The sequence below is a fragment of the Collinsella aerofaciens genome (genome assembly GCF_015558785.1).
Lineage (GTDB): Bacteria > Actinomycetota > Coriobacteriia > Coriobacteriales > Coriobacteriaceae > Collinsella > Collinsella aerofaciens_P.
The window spans coordinates 40,202-57,128 of record NZ_JADMOP010000012.1 but is presented as its reverse complement, the minus strand read 5'-3'; the positions used below and the strand labels follow the sequence as shown (position 1 = coordinate 57,128).

At 55.8% G+C, this 16,927-nt stretch carries 19 protein-coding genes and 1 tRNA gene; 10 read left to right on the top strand and 10 right to left on the bottom strand.

Annotation, left to right across the window (positions count from 1 at the left end; all coding sequences use genetic code 11):
- Position 1: 1 nt before the first annotated feature.
- The 5 genes from I2G40_RS06890 to hflX all read left to right on the top strand — a co-directional run bounded on the left by I2G40_RS06890 (position 2) and on the right by hflX (position 5,126).
- Positions 2-1,087 carry an ATP-binding protein gene (locus I2G40_RS06890; protein ID WP_006235981.1) on the top strand — a complete coding sequence of 362 codons (1,086 nt, stop codon included), beginning with the start codon at positions 2-4 and terminating at the stop codon, positions 1,085-1,087.
- 74 nt (positions 1,088-1,161) lie between these two features.
- A complete protein-coding gene (locus I2G40_RS06885) occupies positions 1,162-1,479 on the top strand; it encodes a stage V sporulation protein S (protein WP_006235982.1) in 318 nt (105 codons plus the stop codon).
- A 49-nt stretch (positions 1,480-1,528) separates the two neighbouring features.
- Positions 1,529-2,899 (top strand): tRNA (N6-isopentenyl adenosine(37)-C2)-methylthiotransferase MiaB, encoded by a 1,371-nt coding sequence (miaB, locus tag I2G40_RS06880; protein ID WP_195544600.1) that lies wholly within the window; start codon positions 1,529-1,531, stop codon positions 2,897-2,899.
- The gene (miaA, locus tag I2G40_RS06875) at positions 2,899-3,837 is read left to right on the top strand and encodes a tRNA (adenosine(37)-N6)-dimethylallyltransferase MiaA (protein WP_195544599.1); all 939 of its coding nucleotides are present in this window, start codon (positions 2,899-2,901) and stop codon (positions 3,835-3,837) included. Before miaB ends, miaA begins: the two co-directional genes overlap by 1 nt.
- Positions 3,837-5,126, top strand: coding sequence for a GTPase HflX (gene hflX, locus I2G40_RS06870; RefSeq protein WP_195544598.1), 1,290 nt, complete (start codon positions 3,837-3,839; stop codon positions 5,124-5,126). Before miaA ends, hflX begins: the two co-directional genes overlap by 1 nt.
- Here the strand turns inward: hflX and I2G40_RS06865 are convergent.
- Positions 5,111-5,815 carry a heparan-alpha-glucosaminide N-acetyltransferase gene (locus I2G40_RS06865; RefSeq protein WP_195544597.1) on the bottom strand — a complete coding sequence of 235 codons (705 nt, stop codon included), beginning with the start codon at positions 5,813-5,815 and terminating at the stop codon, positions 5,111-5,113. The two genes, hflX and I2G40_RS06865, sit on opposite strands and share 16 nt — an antisense overlap.
- Entirely contained in the window at positions 5,815-6,459 is a 645-nt protein-coding gene (gene lexA / locus I2G40_RS06860; RefSeq protein ID WP_195544596.1) for a transcriptional repressor LexA, read from the bottom strand. Before lexA ends, I2G40_RS06865 begins: the two co-directional genes overlap by 1 nt.
- A 163-nt stretch (positions 6,460-6,622) precedes the next feature.
- Between lexA and I2G40_RS06855 the strand changes: the two genes are divergently transcribed.
- From I2G40_RS06855 to dut, 3 genes are read left to right on the top strand one after another with little or no spacing between them, the layout of a single operon-like run.
- The gene (locus I2G40_RS06855; protein ID WP_195544595.1) at positions 6,623-7,072 is read left to right on the top strand and encodes a LysM peptidoglycan-binding domain-containing protein; all 450 of its coding nucleotides are present in this window, start codon (positions 6,623-6,625) and stop codon (positions 7,070-7,072) included.
- A 51-nt stretch (positions 7,073-7,123) separates the two neighbouring features.
- Complete coding sequence (nrdR, locus tag I2G40_RS06850) at positions 7,124-7,567, top strand: transcriptional regulator NrdR (RefSeq protein WP_055285168.1); 444 nt, start codon at positions 7,124-7,126, stop codon at positions 7,565-7,567.
- Positions 7,568-7,571: 4 nt separating this feature from the next.
- The gene (gene dut, locus I2G40_RS06845) at positions 7,572-8,015 is read left to right on the top strand and encodes a dUTP diphosphatase (protein ID WP_195544594.1); all 444 of its coding nucleotides are present in this window, start codon (positions 7,572-7,574) and stop codon (positions 8,013-8,015) included.
- A gap of 464 nt (positions 8,016-8,479) precedes the next feature.
- Here the strand turns inward: dut and I2G40_RS06840 are convergent, their stop codons facing one another.
- Positions 8,480-9,676, bottom strand: a complete 1,197-nt coding sequence (locus I2G40_RS06840; RefSeq protein WP_324252580.1) for an MGDG synthase family glycosyltransferase — start codon at positions 9,674-9,676, stop codon at positions 8,480-8,482.
- A 222-nt stretch (positions 9,677-9,898) separates the two neighbouring features.
- Between I2G40_RS06840 and I2G40_RS06835 the strand changes: the two genes are divergently transcribed.
- Both I2G40_RS06835 and I2G40_RS06830 read left to right on the top strand, forming a co-directional pair.
- Positions 9,899-10,837, top strand: a complete 939-nt coding sequence (locus I2G40_RS06835) for an NAD(P)/FAD-dependent oxidoreductase (RefSeq protein ID WP_195544592.1) — start codon at positions 9,899-9,901, stop codon at positions 10,835-10,837.
- Between the two features lie 154 nt (positions 10,838-10,991).
- A complete protein-coding gene (locus I2G40_RS06830) occupies positions 10,992-11,603 on the top strand; it encodes a DUF1836 domain-containing protein (RefSeq protein WP_195544591.1) in 612 nt (203 codons plus the stop codon).
- A 72-nt stretch (positions 11,604-11,675) separates the two neighbouring features.
- Here the strand turns inward: I2G40_RS06830 and I2G40_RS06825 are convergent, their stop codons facing one another.
- The 7 genes from I2G40_RS06825 to I2G40_RS06795 form a co-directional block, all read right to left on the bottom strand.
- Positions 11,676-12,542 carry a DegV family protein gene (locus I2G40_RS06825; protein WP_195544590.1) on the bottom strand — a complete coding sequence of 289 codons (867 nt, stop codon included), beginning with the start codon at positions 12,540-12,542 and terminating at the stop codon, positions 11,676-11,678.
- Positions 12,543-12,720: 178 nt separating this feature from the next.
- Positions 12,721-13,842: a C40 family peptidase gene (locus I2G40_RS06820; RefSeq protein WP_195544589.1), complete on the bottom strand. Its 1,122-nt coding sequence runs from the start codon at positions 13,840-13,842 to the stop codon at positions 12,721-12,723.
- A gap of 32 nt (positions 13,843-13,874) precedes the next feature.
- The gene (locus tag I2G40_RS06815) at positions 13,875-14,405 is read right to left on the bottom strand and encodes an adenine phosphoribosyltransferase (RefSeq protein ID WP_195544588.1); all 531 of its coding nucleotides are present in this window, start codon (positions 14,403-14,405) and stop codon (positions 13,875-13,877) included.
- 35 nt (positions 14,406-14,440) lie between these two features.
- On the bottom strand, positions 14,441-15,325 hold the full coding sequence (gene ftsR / locus I2G40_RS06810) for a transcriptional regulator FtsR (protein WP_195544587.1): 885 nt from the start codon (positions 15,323-15,325) through the stop codon (positions 14,441-14,443).
- A gap of 3 nt (positions 15,326-15,328) precedes the next feature.
- Positions 15,329-15,763 (bottom strand): FHA domain-containing protein, encoded by a 435-nt coding sequence (locus tag I2G40_RS06805; RefSeq protein ID WP_195544586.1) that lies wholly within the window; start codon positions 15,761-15,763, stop codon positions 15,329-15,331.
- 65 nt (positions 15,764-15,828) lie between these two features.
- Positions 15,829-16,533, bottom strand: a complete 705-nt coding sequence (locus tag I2G40_RS06800; protein WP_195544585.1) for a CDP-alcohol phosphatidyltransferase family protein — start codon at positions 16,531-16,533, stop codon at positions 15,829-15,831.
- A gap of 295 nt (positions 16,534-16,828) precedes the next feature.
- A tRNA-Pro gene (locus I2G40_RS06795) sits at positions 16,829-16,905 on the bottom strand.
- Between the last annotated feature and the right edge of the window lie 22 nt (positions 16,906-16,927).

Here is a 16,927-nt window from a genome sequence, read left to right as displayed (position 1 = left end):
CATGAGCGACGCGAACGAGCTCATCTCATTTATCGCGTCGATGTCGGGGGAGGGCAACCTTCGCGTCGAGGAGAACCTTGGCGAGGGGTATGTCCGCCTCCGCGTTTCGGAAGCCGAGCGGCGCCAGGCAAAGCACGACATTCAGCATGTCGAGGATATCGTCATCGAAATGCTCCGTAATGCTCGCGATGCCGGCGCCGACAAAGTCTATCTCGCTACGACCAAGGAAGATGGCGTCCGCACGCTTGTCTTTCTGGATAACGGTTCGGGTGTTCCGCAGGATATGCAAGAGCGAATCTTCGATGCCCGCGTTACCTCCAAGCTCGAGAGCATGAAGATGGACCGTTGGGGCGTTCACGGTCGTGGCATGGCATTGTTTTCGATCAAGCAGAACACCGACGAGGCCCGTGTGGTCACGTCTGGTGTCGACCTTGGCTCGGCCTTTAAGGTGAGCGTTGCGGCCGACCGCCTCAGTGAGCGTGCCGATCAGTCCAGCTGGCCCCAGGCCGTCAAGGATGAGGACGGACGTTATGTCTGTGCTCGCGGCCCGCATAATATTATTCGCGCTGCTTGTGAGTTTGCGCTCGAGGAGTTGCGTGGTTGCGATGTCTATCTTGGTTCTCCGTCTGAGATTGCCGCGACCCTTTATGCTCAGGCGTCAAGTCGGCTCGATACGTCGCGTCTCCTGTTCATTGATGACGAGAGCGAGCTTCCGGTTGTCGACCGTTTAGGACTTGCCTCTGATGCCGAGGACTTTATCCGTATCTGTTCGGGTTTGGGTCTTGAGATGTCTGAGCGCACGGCCCATCGCATTTTGGCAGGGCAGATTAAGCCCGTTCGCGGTGTGACTGCGCGTCTGCTGCGCGAGCGTGATTCGTCCTCGCATGCGCCGGCTCCTGTCGATCTCGCGAAGGATCGTCGCGGGCTACGTATTGCCAAGGATGACATGGCACAGTTTTCGCGTGCTGTGGAGCGCGACTTTAATGACCTTGCCGCCCGGTACTATCTCAACCTTTGCGGCGACCCAAAGATTCGTGTTTCGCGTGATCGAATCACCGTGACCTTCGATCTTGCCAAAGAGGAATAGTGCCTTTACCGATTCCACTCGGTACGATACAGTTATTGCAGTTAAAACGTACTTTTAAACGCAGGAGTTTCTTCATGGATTGCCTGAAGGTATCAAGCAAATCATCGCCCGCGTCCGTTGCCGGCGCCATCGCCGGCATGGTCAAGGATGGTGTACCCGTCAACATCCAGTGTGTCGGCGCCGGTGCGGTCAACCAAGCCATTAAGGCCGTGGCTATCGCGCGCGGTTTTTTGATTCCAACCGGTTTTGATATTTCCTGCGCGCCCGTGTTCTCCGACATCCTCATTAACGGGGAGTCGCGCACGGCCATCCGCCTTTCTATCTACGTTCACCAGATCAATCGAGCTGCTATGGATAACGTCGTCATGGATGATGTTAAGCCTGTGGCATAGCTTCTGCTTGCCTCGATTCGCCTCCCTTCCATCGTTAGGACTTATGCACATGGACCAGCGTTCCGTACGCGATATTCTTGCCGGTAAAACCTACTTTATCCGCACCTTTGGCTGCCAGATGAATCAGCACGATTCCGAGCGCGTGAGCGGTCTGCTCGATTCGTATGGTTGCCTCATGGCGCTCGATCCCGAGCATGCCGATATCGTTGTCTTCATGACATGCTGTGTGCGTGAGGCCGCCGATACTCGCCTGTACGGTCAGTGCAACTCTTGTAAGAGCCTCCCGCCTTCGCCTTCGGGCAAGCGCGTGGTCGCCGTGGGCGGCTGCATCGCACAGCGCGACGGCGAGGGACTGCTCACCAACGTCGATAACGTCAATGTCATCTTTGGCACGCATTCCATCGCGCATGTGGCCGAGCTCATTGCCGAGGCATTCTTGGACGGCAAGCGTCATATTCGCACCAATGAGCACGAGGACACGGATGCTATGAGCATGCCGTGGCATCGTGAGACCCAGTATCACGCCTGGGTCCCCATTATGACGGGCTGTAATAACTTCTGCACTTATTGCATCGTGCCGTATGTGCGCGGTCGCGAAAAGAGTCGCCCTTTCGAGGAGATTGTCGACGAGGTGACCGGTCTAGTACGCCAGGGCGTGCGTGAGATTACGCTTCTGGGTCAAAACGTCAACTCCTATGGTCGCGACCTGTTTGGCAAGCCGCGCTTTGCCGACCTGCTGCGCGCCGTGGGCGATACGGGTGTAGAGCGTATTTTCTTTACTTCCTCGCACCCCAAAGACCTGCTGCCCGAGACCATCGACGCTATGGCCGAGACGCCTGCCGTCATGCCGCAACTGCACCTGGCAGTTCAGTCGGGCTCGACGCGCATCCTTAAAGAGATGAACCGTCGCTATACGCGCGAGGATTATCTGGGGCTTGTCGATCGCATCCGCAATCGCATGCCCGATATCGCGCTTTCGACCGATATCATCGTGGGCTTCCCCGGCGAGACCGAGGAAGACTTTGAGCAGACGCTCTCGCTTGCCGAGACGGTCCGTTATGCTCAGGCCTATACGTTTATCTACTCCAAGCGCGCCGGTACTCCGGCCGCCGAGATTGACGATCCCACGCCGCATGAGGTGATTCTTGAGCGCTTCAACCGTCTGGTGGAGGTTATCGAGACCACTGCGCATGAGTATAACCAAGGTGAGCTCCACACCGTTGTGCCGGCGCTTATTGAGGGTACGAGCAAAAAGAATGACGCGGTGCTGCTGGGCAAGAGTCCTAAGAATCAGACCGTTCATGCACCGATTCCCGAGGGCTACAGCATCGATCAGTTGATTGGCAAGATTGTCGATGTTGACATCGATGTTGCCAAGACGTGGTATCTGTCCGGATCCGTTGTGGGCGAGCCGCGCTAATGATTTCTCCCGGGGCAGGTCTTTCCGCCGTTGCGATTGTCGGTCCGACGGCGGTTGGTAAAAGTGATGTCGCAGATCGTTTGGCGGCTCGCCTTTCGTCCGAAGTGCTGTCGTGTGACGCGATGCAAATCTATCGAGGCATGGATATCGGCACTGCCAAGATGGCACCAGAGGAATGCACGGCGCCTCTACGCCTGGTCGATATTGTTGAACCGGGCGTTGCATATTCTGCAGCGCTGTATCAGGCAGACGCTCGTGTGCATGTTGAGCGCTTGCTGGGCGAGGGCCGCCTACCGGTGTTTTGCGGGGGCACAGGCCTGTATCTCAAGGCCGCCCTGGATGAAATGGATTTTCCCTCAGGCGAGCTTGAGGACGATCGCCGCGCGGGGTATCAGGAGCTTGCCGAACGCATTGGCGAGGAAGCGCTGCACGCGCTGCTTGCCGAGCGTGACCCCGAGTCCGCTGCGGTCATCCACCCCCATAATGTTCGTCGCGTGATTCGCGCGCTCGAAATGCACGATGATGGTGTGTCCTACGCGCAGCAAAAGTCGCAGTTTAGTGTTCCGCGCGAGCATTATCACGCTCTGTGGTTTGGGTTGATGCGTAATCGTGAGGCGCTTTACGAGCGTATTAACCAACGCGTCGATCTGATGTTTGAGCAGGGTCTTGTTGATGAGGTTCGCGGTCTTATGGACCAGGGGCTGGGAGATGCCCTGACTTCGATGCAGGCGATTGGCTATAAAGAGATTATCGATGCCCTTAACGGCGTGATTTCTATGGATGAGGCTCGCGAACTCATCAAGTCGCGTTCGCGTCGCTATGCCAAGCGTCAGCTTTCGTGGTTTAAACGCGATGACCGTATCGTGTGGTTCGATATGGACGAGTTTACGATCGATGAGGTCGTTGAGGATATCCTTCACCGTATCGAGGCGGTCTAATGGCTCGGTTTCCCCTCGTTCCAACGGCTCCTGCGCCCGAACGTGCCGTTCTTGTCGGAGTTGAGTGGCGCGATAACGCCTGGCCGCTCGATCGCTCGCTTGACGAGCTTGAGCGCCTGGCCCATACGGCTGGCGCTCAGTGCGTGGCGCGTTTGTCACAGCGTCTGGTTAAGCCGTATCCAAAATCGTTTATCGGTTCCGGTAAGGTTGAGGAGCTTTGCGGGCTCGTGCATCGTATGGATGCCGATGTTGTTATCTTCGACGACGATTTAACGCCCTCGCAGCAGTCGTATCTGGAGAAAGCCGTGGGCGAACCGGTTAAGATTATCGACCGTACGGCGTTGATTCTCGATATCTTTGGTCTGCACGCTCAGACCCGTGAGGGCCGTCTGCAGGTGCAGTTAGCCCAATTGCAGTATCTGTTGCCCCGCTTGCGCGGTATGTGGAGCCATCTTGCAAAAGAGCAGACACGCGGTGGCATTGGTTCGCGCTTTGGTCAGGGCGAAAGCCAGCTCGAGGTTGACCGACGTTTGATTCGCAACAAGATTGCCGCTCTTCGTCGCGAGCTCAAGCAGGTTGAACAGCGCCGTGTTGTCCAGTCAAAGAGTCGTATCGAGTCGCCGGCGTTTCGCGTTGCCTTAGCCGGTTATACCAATGCCGGTAAGTCGACGTTGCTCAATCGCCTGACCGGGTCTACGGTGCTTTCACAGGACAAATTGTTTGCCACGCTCGATCCGACGACGCGCTCGTATCGCTTGCCCGGTGGTCGTGGCATGACCATTACCGATACCGTTGGCTTTATTCAAAAGCTACCGCATGGTCTCGTTGATGCCTTTAAGTCCACGCTGTCTGAGGTCCTTGGTGCCGACCTGATCCTTAAAGTTGTGGATGCCTCTGACGAGGACTACGAGCGCCAGCTCGAGGCAGTCGATTGCGTTCTTGACGAGATCGGTGCCGGCGAGCGTTTGACGCTTACGGTGTTCAATAAAATCGACCTACTCGATAGCGTCGATCGCTTGAGTTTCCATCGTCGCTATCCCGAGGCCGTGCTGTTCTCGGCCCAGACGGGCGAGGGGCTCGACGATCTCGTTGACCGTATTGCTCGTGAGGCGGCTGCCACCGATGTGTTGCTCTCCGCTGATATCCCGTATCGCGAGGGCGCCCTCATTACGCTGGTGCATGAGCAGGGAACCCTTCTGCATGAGGAATATCTAGAGGACGGCGTTCGCATTGTGGCAAAGATGCCGGCCCGAATCGCGCCGCGTCTTGAGCGCTATCGTACGGAATAAACGAGCTCTAGCACGCCTAGAATGACAGGCTGATGAAGTAGGTAGAACGGTAAGGCATGCCGACCGAGGACTGCGAGCGCCGGGATGGGATTGGCGTATGCCCATGCCGGCGCTTCGTGGCTTGATGCTTGTGCTGCCTGGGCAGTAAAGAAGCCGGTAAGGTACATAAAGACAAATGGAATGAGCGGATAGTAGTCTCCCGAAACAAAATCCGGGCCCGGGAATCCAAGCCATGCCAGGTAGGGGAGTGGGTAGACCGCCTTTGGAATGCCCCAGGTTAGGGTAAAAAGAACAAGGCACACTGCGATGCCCCACGAGCCCGGTAATTTTTGGAGTAGCGGACGGGTGAGTGCAACCACCGCGGTGCACGCTGCCATGCAATAAATGATGCCAAAGTTTACCGAATCGTCGACTGACACCAGTGTAGTTGCCATCCATACGACCAAGGCTGCGGCTGCGTATTTGAGGGCGCGCTTACCGTTATTACGCGAGAGCGTGCACATCCAACCGGCGATAAACAAAAATACCCAGCTGATACTAGCGCGCCAGATATCCTGGAAAACCGTTTCGGTAAACCATGGTATATCCCATCCATATAGGTAGGCCAAATCGTAGCAGGCGTGGAAACCTGCCATCGATAGCATCGTAAACCCGCGGACGGTGTCAAATATGGTGATGCGTTTTTGCATTACGAGAACCGGCGCATTAAACCGACAACCTTACCCAAAATAACGGGGTTCGTCGCATAGATGGGCTCCATGGTGTCGTTCTCGGGCTGCAGGCGCGCGCGCCCCTGCTCCTTGTAGAACGTCTTGACGGTCGCCGAGCCATCGATCATGGCCACGACGATTTCGCCGTTCATGGCGCTCTTTTGCTCGCGAACGATAATGTAGTCACCGTTGTAGATGCCGACATTGATCATTGAGTTGCCGTGCACTTCAAGGATAAAAGAGCCCTGGTCTGTGGCGATTTCGGTCGGGATGGTAAAGGTGTCCTCGATATTTTGCTCGGCCAGAATGGGAATCCCAGCCGCGACGCGACCGACGAGCGGCAGCGAGACCGTTCCGCGGGGCGCTGTGGGTTCATCGGATTTGGAAATCGAGACTGAAGATCCGTCCTCATCAAAAAGCTCTAGGGCGCGAGGCTTGGTGGCATCGCGCTTGAGCAGCCCTCGAGCCTCCAGGGCAGAGAGATGAGCATGCACCGTGCTGGGGGAGGAGAGGCCTACGGCCGATGCCATCTCGCGCACACTGGGCGGATAGCCCTTCTCCTGCTGATATTCCTTGATGAAGTCGTAAATCTGCTGCTGACGCTTGGTAATTTTGCGAGCCATCAGGGGATCCTCTCTGCCAATGTCAAACAAATGTTCGATTATTGCTTGACAGGAACAACTGTTCGAAGATAATAATAACCGAACATTCGTTCTCGCGCTAGACATTTTTGTCCGCGCGGCTTGATAAAACTGTTCTCAGCAAAACACGCGAGAGGAGAACATGATGAACGCAACGGATATGGTCCAGGGAAACCTCGCCCTTAAGCTCGAGACGCCTGCGGCGCCGGCTTTCACGGTTGTTAAAGGCGGCCGATCTGGTTTCCAAACACTGCCTGGCAAGCCCGTCCGCAACCAGTGCGTCGCCACGACTTCGGCCCCCGTTGCCCTAAAGGCTTCGACGATTGTCGCCCTGGCCGTTGCGCTCACGCTCTTCTTTGTACTTGCTACCTCGATCTTCAGCGCTCGTCACGCCGCATATGCCGAGTCGGCATCTAACGTTACCTATGAGACCGTCCGTGTTCAGTCTGGCGATTCCTTGTGGTCGCTTGCCCAGGAGCATCCGATTGAAGGTCTTTCCACGCAGGAGACCTCTGATATGATCCGCAACGTCAATCACCTGGAGCATGGCTCGCTCGATGCCGGTGCGCATCTTAAAGTTCCCGCACGTTCCTAAGATTTAAGTACCGTCGCATGGTACCCTTGTAATCGTTTTAGAGGAGGTACCATGCGCTGTCCTAAATGCGGCAAGGCACATACCCGCGTTGTTGATTCCCGCATGCAGGAATCTAATAACACCATCAAGCGCCGTCGCGAATGCTGCTCATGCAATTATCGCTTTACGACATTTGAGCGTTGTGAAGACCCTATCGAGGTCATTAAGTCAGACGGATCCAAGCAACGGTTCGATCGCAATAAGCTGCTGGTCGGTTTGATGCGCGCCACGATCAAGCGAGATATCGACACTAAAAAGCTCAATGAGATCATTGACGATATTGAGGTCGAGCTTCGCTCCCGTACGCTTACGGCCGTTACGTCCCATGAGCTGGGCGATATGGTTCTTAAGCGGTTGGCCAAGATCGATAAAGTGGCCTACATCCGCTTTGCCTCGGTCTATCGCGATTTCAAAGACGTCGATGAGTTTCTGCAAGAGCTCGACAAGCTAAGGTGATTCCATGTCCAACATTACCGTCAACATAAAGCGTCTCGACCCCACCGTCGAGCTTCCCAAATACGCCCATCCCACCGATGCCGGCTTGGATTTGCGCTCCAACGAGGACTGCATTCTGAAGCCCTTCGAACGCCGTCTGGTCTCTACTGGGCTGGCCATCGCCCTGCCCGATGGCTACGCCGGCTTCGTCCAGCCCCGAAGCGGTTTGGCCATCAAGCAGGGCCTGTCTATAGTCAATACGCCGGGCCTCATCGACGCCCACTACCGAGGAGAACTCAAGGTTATCCTCATCAACCTGGATCCCTCCAACAACATCCAAATCAACAATGGCGACCGCATAGCCCAACTCGTCATCCAAGAAGTCCCCACGGTCAACCTCATAGAGGTAGACGAGCTAGACAAAACCGACCGAGGCAACGGAGGCTTCGGCTCCAGCGGCGTCGCTTAGTCTTTTGCTTCGTTGAACGGAGTGTCGTAATGTCCGCTCGCCCCTGGGATGCCCCTATATATCATCCCGTGCTCAAACATTCTCGCTGCGCTGCGAAACTGCGCGCGGGACGATATATAGGGGCATCCCAGGGGCGAGCTACGTTTACATGCTCGCAATCGGTTATGGCTTTCCATCTGAAGCCTAATGCTGTATCTAGAAGCTGTGTCTAACAAGTAATCCGATCTGACAAAGAGACGGCTCCTTTGTCAGATCGGATTACTTTGATTTCTTGTTTTCGAGTTTCCCTTTGCTGCTTTTAGTAGGGTAACCGATATGGCTGCTAATGCGTATGTATAGCCGTGGCGCAGGCCGCCCACACATATCGTTCCACGCGCAGTTTCGCAGCGAGCGAAGCGAAGCGAGAATGTTTGAGCATGGAATGATATGTGTGGGCGGCCTGCGCCACGGCGGACAGTCCGGTGCTAGCGGATATGCGCGGGTTTTTCGCCCCAGTAGAAGCGGCAGAAAGCTCGTTTGCGCTTTTGGGGTTTGCCTACGAGCTCCATGGTTGCGATGGCTATGTCTTCGGCTGCGCGTGGACGGCGCAGGACTTCGCCATTGATGAGCAGTGCCTTGAGCGACTCCGGATGATCGTGGAGATGGCGCAACGTCACGATGAGCTCGCGTGCGGTGGTGACATGCATGCTGGCGCCCATGCCGGTGAGCATTGTGGTGTTGGCCTTTTCCTGGCCATAGGACTTGCCCAGCAGGATCATCGGTAGATGTGCGCATAGGCACTCGGTGACCGTGAGTCCGCCCGATTTGAGGATTGCCAGGTCGCAGCCGTGCATGAGGGCCGCCATGTCGTCCACGTAGTCCAGAACCGTGACGTTGTCGAGCTTCATGGCGTCGAAGAGCGTTTTGAGTCGGGTGGCGTATTCCTTATCCTTGCCCGGTAAAAAGACAAAGTGCATGTCCTCAAAGCTGCGTAAGAAGGGGAGCGTGTGGTCCATCGCGGCGCGGAAACGCACGTATGGTTGGGGCAAACTGGCGCCGGCCATCACCAATACGACGGTTTTGTCTATGGGGAGATTGAACTTGCTCAGCTCATCCTCGCGTTTGTAATCGGTATCGAAACCGGCTCGGATGGGGATGCCCGTTATGCGGATCTTTGACTCGGGAACCTTGCGCGGGCGCAGCGTTTCGGCCATAAACTCGTTGGCTACACAGAATAGGTCGGTGTCCTTGTGGGGCCAAAAGCCTTCGACTTCGTAATCGGTCGGCACGCAGATGACCGGGTAATCGATACCCGTGATGACGCGGGCGCCCACAGCGACGTTGGCCGCCGTAATGTGTGTTGCGACCACGGCTATGGGCCTGCGGGTCCGGACGTATTCGTTGAAGGCGGGGAACATAATTCGTGACCATGCTGTGCCGCCGCCCCAGAGCAGATGTCCTGTAAGCGTATATCGCCAGGTCAGGTCGTAAATGGGACGCGTGGCGCCGGTAAACGACGCTGCTGTTTTATTACCATCGAACCTAATGCGTCCAAAATCGAGGATATCTAGGACTTCGATCTCAATATCCTCAGGGATTCCTTTGGTGCCGCGGATAAGGTCAAATGCTTGTGCAATCGCGTTGGCGGCGGCTTTGTGGCCCGATCCAACCGATGCGTGCACAATGGTTACCAGGGGTTTTTGTGCAGGTAAAACGGTCATTTGCTCCGGTTGGGGAGTGGCTTGCATGGGCAGGGGAGCGCTATTGCCCGTCTGCGTTTGATCCATCGATAACTCCCCTTCAGCTTTGTTACGCGATTTATCATTGTAGTGCATGAGTGTCATGTTCACGTAAATTTGGGTATGAGCGCAAAGAACGACAACGTTTCGACGAGAGGACTCTTCATGACTACCGATCAGACAATCGATGTTGCGATTATCGGTGGCGGCCCTGCGGGATATGCTGCCGCCATTTATGCGGCGCGCGCCAACCTGACGACGACTGTCCTTGAGCAGGGCATGTCGGGCGGACAGATTGCCACGAGCAACGAGATTGAGAATTATCCTGGCATTCCGCTGCTGAGCGGTACCGAGCTCGGTGAGCGGTTTCAACAGCATGCTGAAGGCCTGGGAGCTCAGGTTGAATGGAGTATGGTGACGGGCGTCGATTACGATGCCGATGCGGCTCAATTTACCATCCATCATGATATGGGCGACACAACGGCCAAGAGCGTCATTGCGTGCATGGGTGCCACGCCGCGTCCTGCTGGTTTTGTTGGCGAGGATACGTATCGCGGTCGTGGCATTTCGTATTGCGCGACGTGTGACGGCATGTTCTTCCGTGGCAAGCAGGTTTTTGTTATCGGAGGCGGCAATGCCGCATGCGAGGAAGCCCTGTTCTTGTCAGAAATCGCCAGCAGCGTGACCATCGCGCTGCGTCGCGATCAGTTCCGTGCACCCGAGGGCGTTGTGAATAAGGTACTTGCTAAGGACAATATTTCAGTTAGGTACCAAACTAGTATTGTTGAGCTTTCTGGTGAATCGATGCCCACCACAATCACGTTCAAGGACAATGCGACTGGTGAAATGCACGCTGAGTCCTTTGAACCTGGCTCTTTTGGCATCTTTGTCTTTGCGGGCACGCAGCCACATACCGAGCTTGTTGAGCGTCTAGTCGATCTGGCTCCCGACGGCGGCATTGTTACCGACGATTCGATGGCCACCCGTACGCCCGGCTTATTCGCAGCCGGCGATATCCGTTCCAAGCGTTTACGCCAGGTTGTGACCGCCGTTTCGGACGGAGCCATAGCAGCAACCAGCGCATACGCTTTCCTACGCGGATAAGTACGATAATATATCTTATGTAAGGTTGCTATCTTTAAACAAAGTGGTTGGACGGTGCTTCAATGTGCTGTCCAACCACTTTTACTTAGCGGCTATGTGGTATGCAAGACTAGATAACCTAGAATACAATATAGAAAACGAACGGAGGCCTGTTATGAACCATGTTAAACATGTTATCCCGATGTCCGATACATCGGTCAGCATTAAGCCCGAGGATATTCAGCCGACGGTGCTGCCGGATGCATTTATTCAGTCCGATATGGTGGGTAAACTCAACGCTTTGAGCCTGCCACGCTATGACCAGCTGCCCAATGTAACGCTCTATCGCGATCAGGTTATTGAATATGTTGAGCTTTGGATGGAGCCGCTTTCGATTTGCGTAGAGCAGCCCGTTATCACGCCATCGATGATCAATAACTACGTGAAGGTCGGCCTCGTTCCCGCGCCGGTTAAAAAGCAGTATGGCCGTGAGCAGATTGCGCGTCTCATCGCCATTTGTATCTTTAAGCAGGTGCTGCCCATCGCTGCGGTTCAGGCACTCTTTAATATTCAGCGCTTGAGCTACGACGCTCCGACCGCCTTTGATTATGTTGTCGATCAACTTGAGGCATCGATTCGTGCGGCGTTTTCCGTCGAGCAGACTCCCGTGCCCGATACCGCACATCAGGTTACGCGCGAGTCGCTGCTTGTACGCAGTGCAGTATCGTCCTTCGTTTCGAAGGCGTACCTGATGAGCTATCTAAAGTTCAATGGGTTTAATAGCTAACCGAGGTATAAAACGGGCGGGATAAGGGGCCAGTGGCCCCTTATCCCGCCCGTGCGTTTGTCTAGTTGGACATTATCGGCCCGAAGCCACGTCCATGCCGTAGCCGATGATGAGGCCGTGCATCTCGGCGTAATAAGAATCTAGGCCGTTGCAGGGCATGATGATGGTCTTGGAGCCTGGCCAGCGCTCCACAATGCGGCTGGCAAGCGCCTGGGCGCCCGCCTCATTCTCAACATGGTCGATAACGACCTCACCGCCAGTAAAGCCCTCGGCCTCCATGGTGTCGACAATCTTGGTGAGCATCTTCTTTTCGCCACGCGTGTGCCCAACGAGTTCAATTTTGCCCGCCTCGCTCGCCGTGCCCAATATGCGGATATTGAGCTTGTTGGCAATAACGCCGGCCGCCTTAGGGATACGTCCGGCCTTTGCAAGGTTTTCGTAATTGCACAAACTAAAGAGGATCTTGCTGTTCTGCTCCAAGCTATCGAAATAGGCGCAGGCGTCCTCAAAGGAGACGTCCGGGTTACTTGCAAGATAACGATCAAACAGTAAGAAGATCAGGTCCATCTTGCCGCCCGCTGCCCGCGAGTTGACCAGGTGAATCTGACGGTTGGGCTCTTCGGCAAGTACCATATCGCGTGCCGTAGCGGCAGCATTGTAGCTTCCAGAGACGCCCTCGGAGATGGGCATGCAGATCGTCTTGTCGGCGAGCTTAAAGAGCTCAGTCCACTCCCCTACGCTTGGACAGGCGCTCGAAGAAGCGCTCGACTCTGCCTGCACGGCACAATTGAGCTCGTGCACGTTGAGCGTCAGGTCGTCAACAAATTCACGCTCCCCCACTCGAATCTTAAGGGGTGCAAATGCAAAGGTGGTATGAGGTGCGGTTGGCTGCCAATCGCGAAGATTGCAGCTCGAATCGGAGATAAGCGCCCAGCTCATTGAGGGTCCTTTCTACTTGTTCCTCAACAATTATAGCCGTCTTTCTCATCAATTGGACGGCTATCTAGTTTTGAATACTAGATAGCCGTGCTGATCTTAAGGCAAACGGTAGGGGCAAAAAGAATGGGCCTCGCGACTCAAGATCGCAAGGCCCACGTTCGTTCGCTGCAGTAATAAATTAGTAGCGTACGAAGATGTAGTTGTTGTTCATACCGGCTGCGACGGAGCTGATGATGACGCCCGTCTTGTAGTCGGAAGCATGGATCATCTGGCCGTTACCAATGTAGATGCCTGTGTGGTAAGAGTTAACCACGACGTCACCAGGCTGGGGATCGGACACGCGGGTCCAGCCCATAAAGGTGCCCGTGGTGCCAAGGCGGCAATAACGGCCGGTGAGGCAGTAGCTTACAAAACCGGAGCAGTCAAAGCTGTTCGGTCCAATGCCGCCCCAAGAATAAGCATAACCGAGCTTGCTGTAGGCGCGCGAAACAACGGTACCACCGTCAACGGACTGGCTCGGTGCGGAAGGCGTCGGAGCCGGAGCGGGCGTCACGGGCTGCGGCGTGGGGGCAGGAGCGGGAGCGGGCGCAGGCGTATTGCTGCCACCATTATTGGTCGTGCCGCCACCATTATTGGTGTTCTCGGTCGTACCGGCGGTGTCGTTGCTCACCGTGGCCTTTTCGGCGGTGCTGGCATTGATGCCAGCCTGAAGCGCGGCGTTGGCCTCGGCCTCGGCAGCAAGCTCGGCCTGCAGCTGTGAATCCAGGGAGTTCACGACACTCTGGGCCTCAGCCTGCTGGGCATTGAGCTCGTCGACCTTCTTCTGCGTCGCGGCGACGTTCTTCTCCTGCTCGGCTTGCTTATCGGTGAGCTGCTGCTTAAGGTCCTTGACCTCCTGAATGGTCTGGGCCTGCTTGTCGGAAACCTTGCCGTAGTAGAACAGACGGTTGAGCATATCGCCCAGATCATCGACGCCCGTCAGAACTTGAAGGAGACTCAGACCGCCGGTCTTGTACTCACCGGCAACGTAGGACGAAAGCTTTGCCTGGCCCTCGGCAATCTCTTGCTGCTTTTGCGTGATCTCGCCTGCAGTCTGATCAAGCTCCTGCGTCTGTGCGGAGAGCTCTTCATGAATTTGCTGGGTTTGGGTGCCAATCTGCTCGAGTTTGGTACGGGCAGCGGCAAGGTCGGATGCGGTATCGGCGTAGGCCGGAGCCACGAGGCCCAGGCCCAAAACACAAGCGAGGGTTGCCGTAGCAGCGCAGCGTGCCATGTTTCTGTGCGTGTTTGCTGTGCGCATGTAGCTTCCTTTCCGGTATCTAAGGGTAGCGGCTAGTCCACCGTTACCAGGCTAAAGAGCTCAACGTCCTCGTTAGAAGGCGTGAGCTTCTTGCGCGGGTTGAGAAACGCAAGCTCAAGGATACAACCGTAACCCACAAGCTTTGCGCCCATATCTCGCACCAGTTTACCTGTTGCCTCGACGGTTCCGCCCGTCGCGACCAAGTCGTCCAGAATCAACACGGTATCTTTAGAGCTGATGGCATCGGCGTGGATTTCGATAGAATCCGTTCCATACTCGAGTTCGTAGCTCTCGCTTACCGTCTTGCGCGGCAGTTTGCCCGGCTTACGTGCGGGAACAAAGCCGGCACCCAGGGCGACGGCCACGGGCACGCCCACCATAAAACCGCGGGCCTCGGGTCCTACGACCTTGGTAATGCCCATGTCGGCAAAATGCTCGGCCAAGGCATCCACCATGGCCTTCAGGGCCTCGGGATTTCCAAAGAGCGGCGTGATGTCCTTAAAGACGACTCCGGCCTCGGGATAGTCGGGGATATCGACGATATGAGATTCGAAGTCGTACATGGGTGACCTTTCATGGATTGCCGGGTGAACGGCGGTTATTTGCCCGTGTTAGCAGACGAGCTATGCGAGGGAACGACGACCTTGGACGGCTGCACGAGCGACTCGTCGTGCGCGGCAACCGCAGGGACGCTTGTCGCATCGCTTTTAGCCTTGGTGGATTCGGAACGCGCGATCTCCTCATCGAGGGCATCGATGTCAGCGTCCTCGACCACGGCGTTGAGCGACTCAAAGACACGGTTCTTAAGGAGCGCGGTGTGAACACCCTCGGTGAGGTCGTGCAGCTTCTTAAAAGCGCGCTCGAGCTTGGCGTCGCGCTCGTCATCGGAGGTATCCATGCCGAGCATGCTCACGAGAACCTGCTCAAACATCGAAGACTCGCGATTTGCCGACGAAACGTACTGACGCAGGTTGCGCGGCTCAATGTGGAAGCGCGACAGCTCCGAGCAGTAACGGATAATCGGGAAATCTCGGCCATCGACGAGCTCTCGGTTCTGCGGGCTCTTGATGATGCGGATAAGATCGTTCTCGGCAAGGGAGCGGATAAACGAAATCTCGACGCCGAGCATATCGGGAATAGTCTCGATGGGATGCAGCTTTTGCTTGGTCTCCTTGGGCTCCGTCTTAAGCGGAACATCGGACAGAAGACCCACCTCGTAAGCCAAAGTGGACAGGTCCGTTGCGTTTTCCAAGCGCTGCTTAATGACGTTGAGCGGCATATAGCGGGTCTTCTGCAGGTGCAGGATGACCTCGAGACGATCAACGTCTTCCTTGGAGTACTGGCGATACCCCTTAGGCGTACGATGAGGGGTGATGAGCCCCTCATCTTCTAGAAATCTAATTTTTGAGTTCGATAGATCGGGGTATGCGCCTCGAAGAAGGTTGACGACTTGGCCGATACTCAGATAGTTGCGTTCGGCCATTACCTACTCACCGGTTTCGATGCGCTCCGGCGTGCTCTCGTGGTAGATGAGCGTGAACGTACCGATCTGAACGGAAGAGCCGTCGTGCAGCGGAGCACCGTTGACGATGGCGCCGTCAACCCACGTACCATTGAGCGAGCCCAGATCCTCAATACGGGCGCCCAGGCCCTCACGAATAATGCGTGCGTGGCTGCGCGAGACGGTCATGTCGTTGAGGAAGATGCCGTTCGCGGGATCGCGGCCGATGGTGGTCACGTCGTCCTCGAGCTCAAAGGCAGCTCCGGTCTGCGGACCCTTGACGATGGACAGAACCGGAGCGGTGATGCGCACGTTGGCCATAAGGTCGGGAACGGTGACATCGCTCGAAGGAACGCGGAAAACGCAGGTAGCGTCCGCGGTCTTATCGTTCTGAGGCATATTGTTAACCTTGTTGTCCATGACAACCCCTATCTAACGCGGACGTGCCGCAAAGAATGAACCGTACGTAATCATACCCCAATGAATCAGTCTTCGATTTCGGGGTTGAGAAAGTCGGTGTCCTCGTCCTCGGGATGCGCGATGGCCTGTTTAATGGCCGCCCCTCCCTTAATGGAATAGATGACAGCGGTGAGCATGGAGAAGATCACGCCGCCATACACAAAGAAGATGCCGAGGGGCACCGAGCTGCCGTTGAGGCCCGGAAAAGCCGTGAACGCGGCGGGCAGCAGTCGCCAGCCGTCCACGACGGGAAAGCCAAGCAACATGAGCGAGAAGCCGGTCATGAGCAGCGCGGTGGCAATCTTGCCGGGAAAGACGACGTCAATGGGACGACGGTGGTAGTGGCGCACGATGAGTGTACCGATGCCCAGGTAGATATCGCGGCCGATGATGAGCACGCAGACCCAGATGGGCAGTTCGCCGCGGACCACCAAGCCCAGCACGCCGGTAAACAACAGCGCACGGTCGCAGATGGGATCCATAACCTTGCCGAGCCACGAGACCGTTTTGGTCATGCGGGCAATCTGGCCGTCCATCCAGTCGGTGGAAGCCGCGATGGCATAGATGACAATGGCGACGACACGGTTGTTGTCCGTCACAAACAGGTACAGGAAGACGAGCGTGAGGACCAGGCGCGTAAAGGTAATGAAATTGGAGATCGTAAAGATCTTATTCGACGGGTAATCGGAAGTGCCGATAAGCTCCTGTTTGATCTTCTTTTTGATGCCCACAGGACTCCCCCGCTGGTAAACGACAAAACTTTCGATACTATACCCGTTCTGGCGATGTCTATCCAGCGTAAGCATAGAGAGTCCAGACATGTGGAGGACGCTGTCGCAACGTGAATGTACCGTATTTATGTACGTCAGCCTCCAAACATGTCGAAAATTGTCGTATTTGGAGGCTGACGTACAGGTTTTTGTTGAGCGAAGGTATCGATCAAGAAAGCTGTTGATTCTTTGTTGCTTACCCCGTTGATTCTTAATAAAAAAAGGTCAGGCACTAGGTGCCTGACCTGCAAACTTCTGGTCGGGACGACTGGATTCGAACCAGCGACCCCTTGACCCCCAGTCAAGTGCGCTACCAAGCTGCGCCACGTCCCGAAGCTTTTGTTTGTTGCTCTGC

What these genes read in the sequence shown, in the direction of transcription:
- miaB (WP_195544600.1), top strand. Translation starts at nt 1,529, where the DNA reads ATGGACCAGCGTTCCGTACGCGATATTCTTGCCGGTAAAACCTACTTT.
- miaA (WP_195544599.1), top strand. Translation starts at nt 2,899, where the DNA reads ATGATTTCTCCCGGGGCAGGTCTTTCCGCCGTTGCGATTGTCGGTCCG.
- I2G40_RS06830 (WP_195544591.1), top strand. Translation starts at nt 10,992, where the DNA reads ATGAACCATGTTAAACATGTTATCCCGATGTCCGATACATCGGTCAGC.
- I2G40_RS06805 (WP_195544586.1), bottom strand. Translation starts at nt 15,763, where the DNA reads ATGGACAACAAGGTTAACAATATGCCTCAGAACGATAAGACCGCGGAC.
- nrdR (WP_055285168.1), top strand. Translation starts at nt 7,124, where the DNA reads ATGCGCTGTCCTAAATGCGGCAAGGCACATACCCGCGTTGTTGATTCC.
- I2G40_RS06820 (WP_195544589.1), bottom strand. Translation starts at nt 13,842, where the DNA reads ATGCGCACAGCAAACACGCACAGAAACATGGCACGCTGCGCTGCTACG.
- hflX (WP_195544598.1), top strand. Translation starts at nt 3,837, where the DNA reads ATGGCTCGGTTTCCCCTCGTTCCAACGGCTCCTGCGCCCGAACGTGCC.
- I2G40_RS06815 (WP_195544588.1), bottom strand. Translation starts at nt 14,405, where the DNA reads ATGTACGACTTCGAATCTCATATCGTCGATATCCCCGACTATCCCGAG.
- I2G40_RS06890 (WP_006235981.1), top strand. Translation starts at nt 2, where the DNA reads ATGAGCGACGCGAACGAGCTCATCTCATTTATCGCGTCGATGTCGGGG.
- ftsR (WP_195544587.1), bottom strand. Translation starts at nt 15,325, where the DNA reads ATGGCCGAACGCAACTATCTGAGTATCGGCCAAGTCGTCAACCTTCTT.
- I2G40_RS06885 (WP_006235982.1), top strand. Translation starts at nt 1,162, where the DNA reads ATGGATTGCCTGAAGGTATCAAGCAAATCATCGCCCGCGTCCGTTGCC.
- dut (WP_195544594.1), top strand. Translation starts at nt 7,572, where the DNA reads ATGTCCAACATTACCGTCAACATAAAGCGTCTCGACCCCACCGTCGAG.
- I2G40_RS06855 (WP_195544595.1), top strand. Translation starts at nt 6,623, where the DNA reads ATGAACGCAACGGATATGGTCCAGGGAAACCTCGCCCTTAAGCTCGAG.
- I2G40_RS06865 (WP_195544597.1), bottom strand. Translation starts at nt 5,815, where the DNA reads ATGCAAAAACGCATCACCATATTTGACACCGTCCGCGGGTTTACGATG.
- I2G40_RS06825 (WP_195544590.1), bottom strand. Translation starts at nt 12,542, where the DNA reads ATGAGCTGGGCGCTTATCTCCGATTCGAGCTGCAATCTTCGCGATTGG.
- I2G40_RS06835 (WP_195544592.1), top strand. Translation starts at nt 9,899, where the DNA reads ATGACTACCGATCAGACAATCGATGTTGCGATTATCGGTGGCGGCCCT.
- lexA (WP_195544596.1), bottom strand. Translation starts at nt 6,459, where the DNA reads ATGGCTCGCAAAATTACCAAGCGTCAGCAGCAGATTTACGACTTCATC.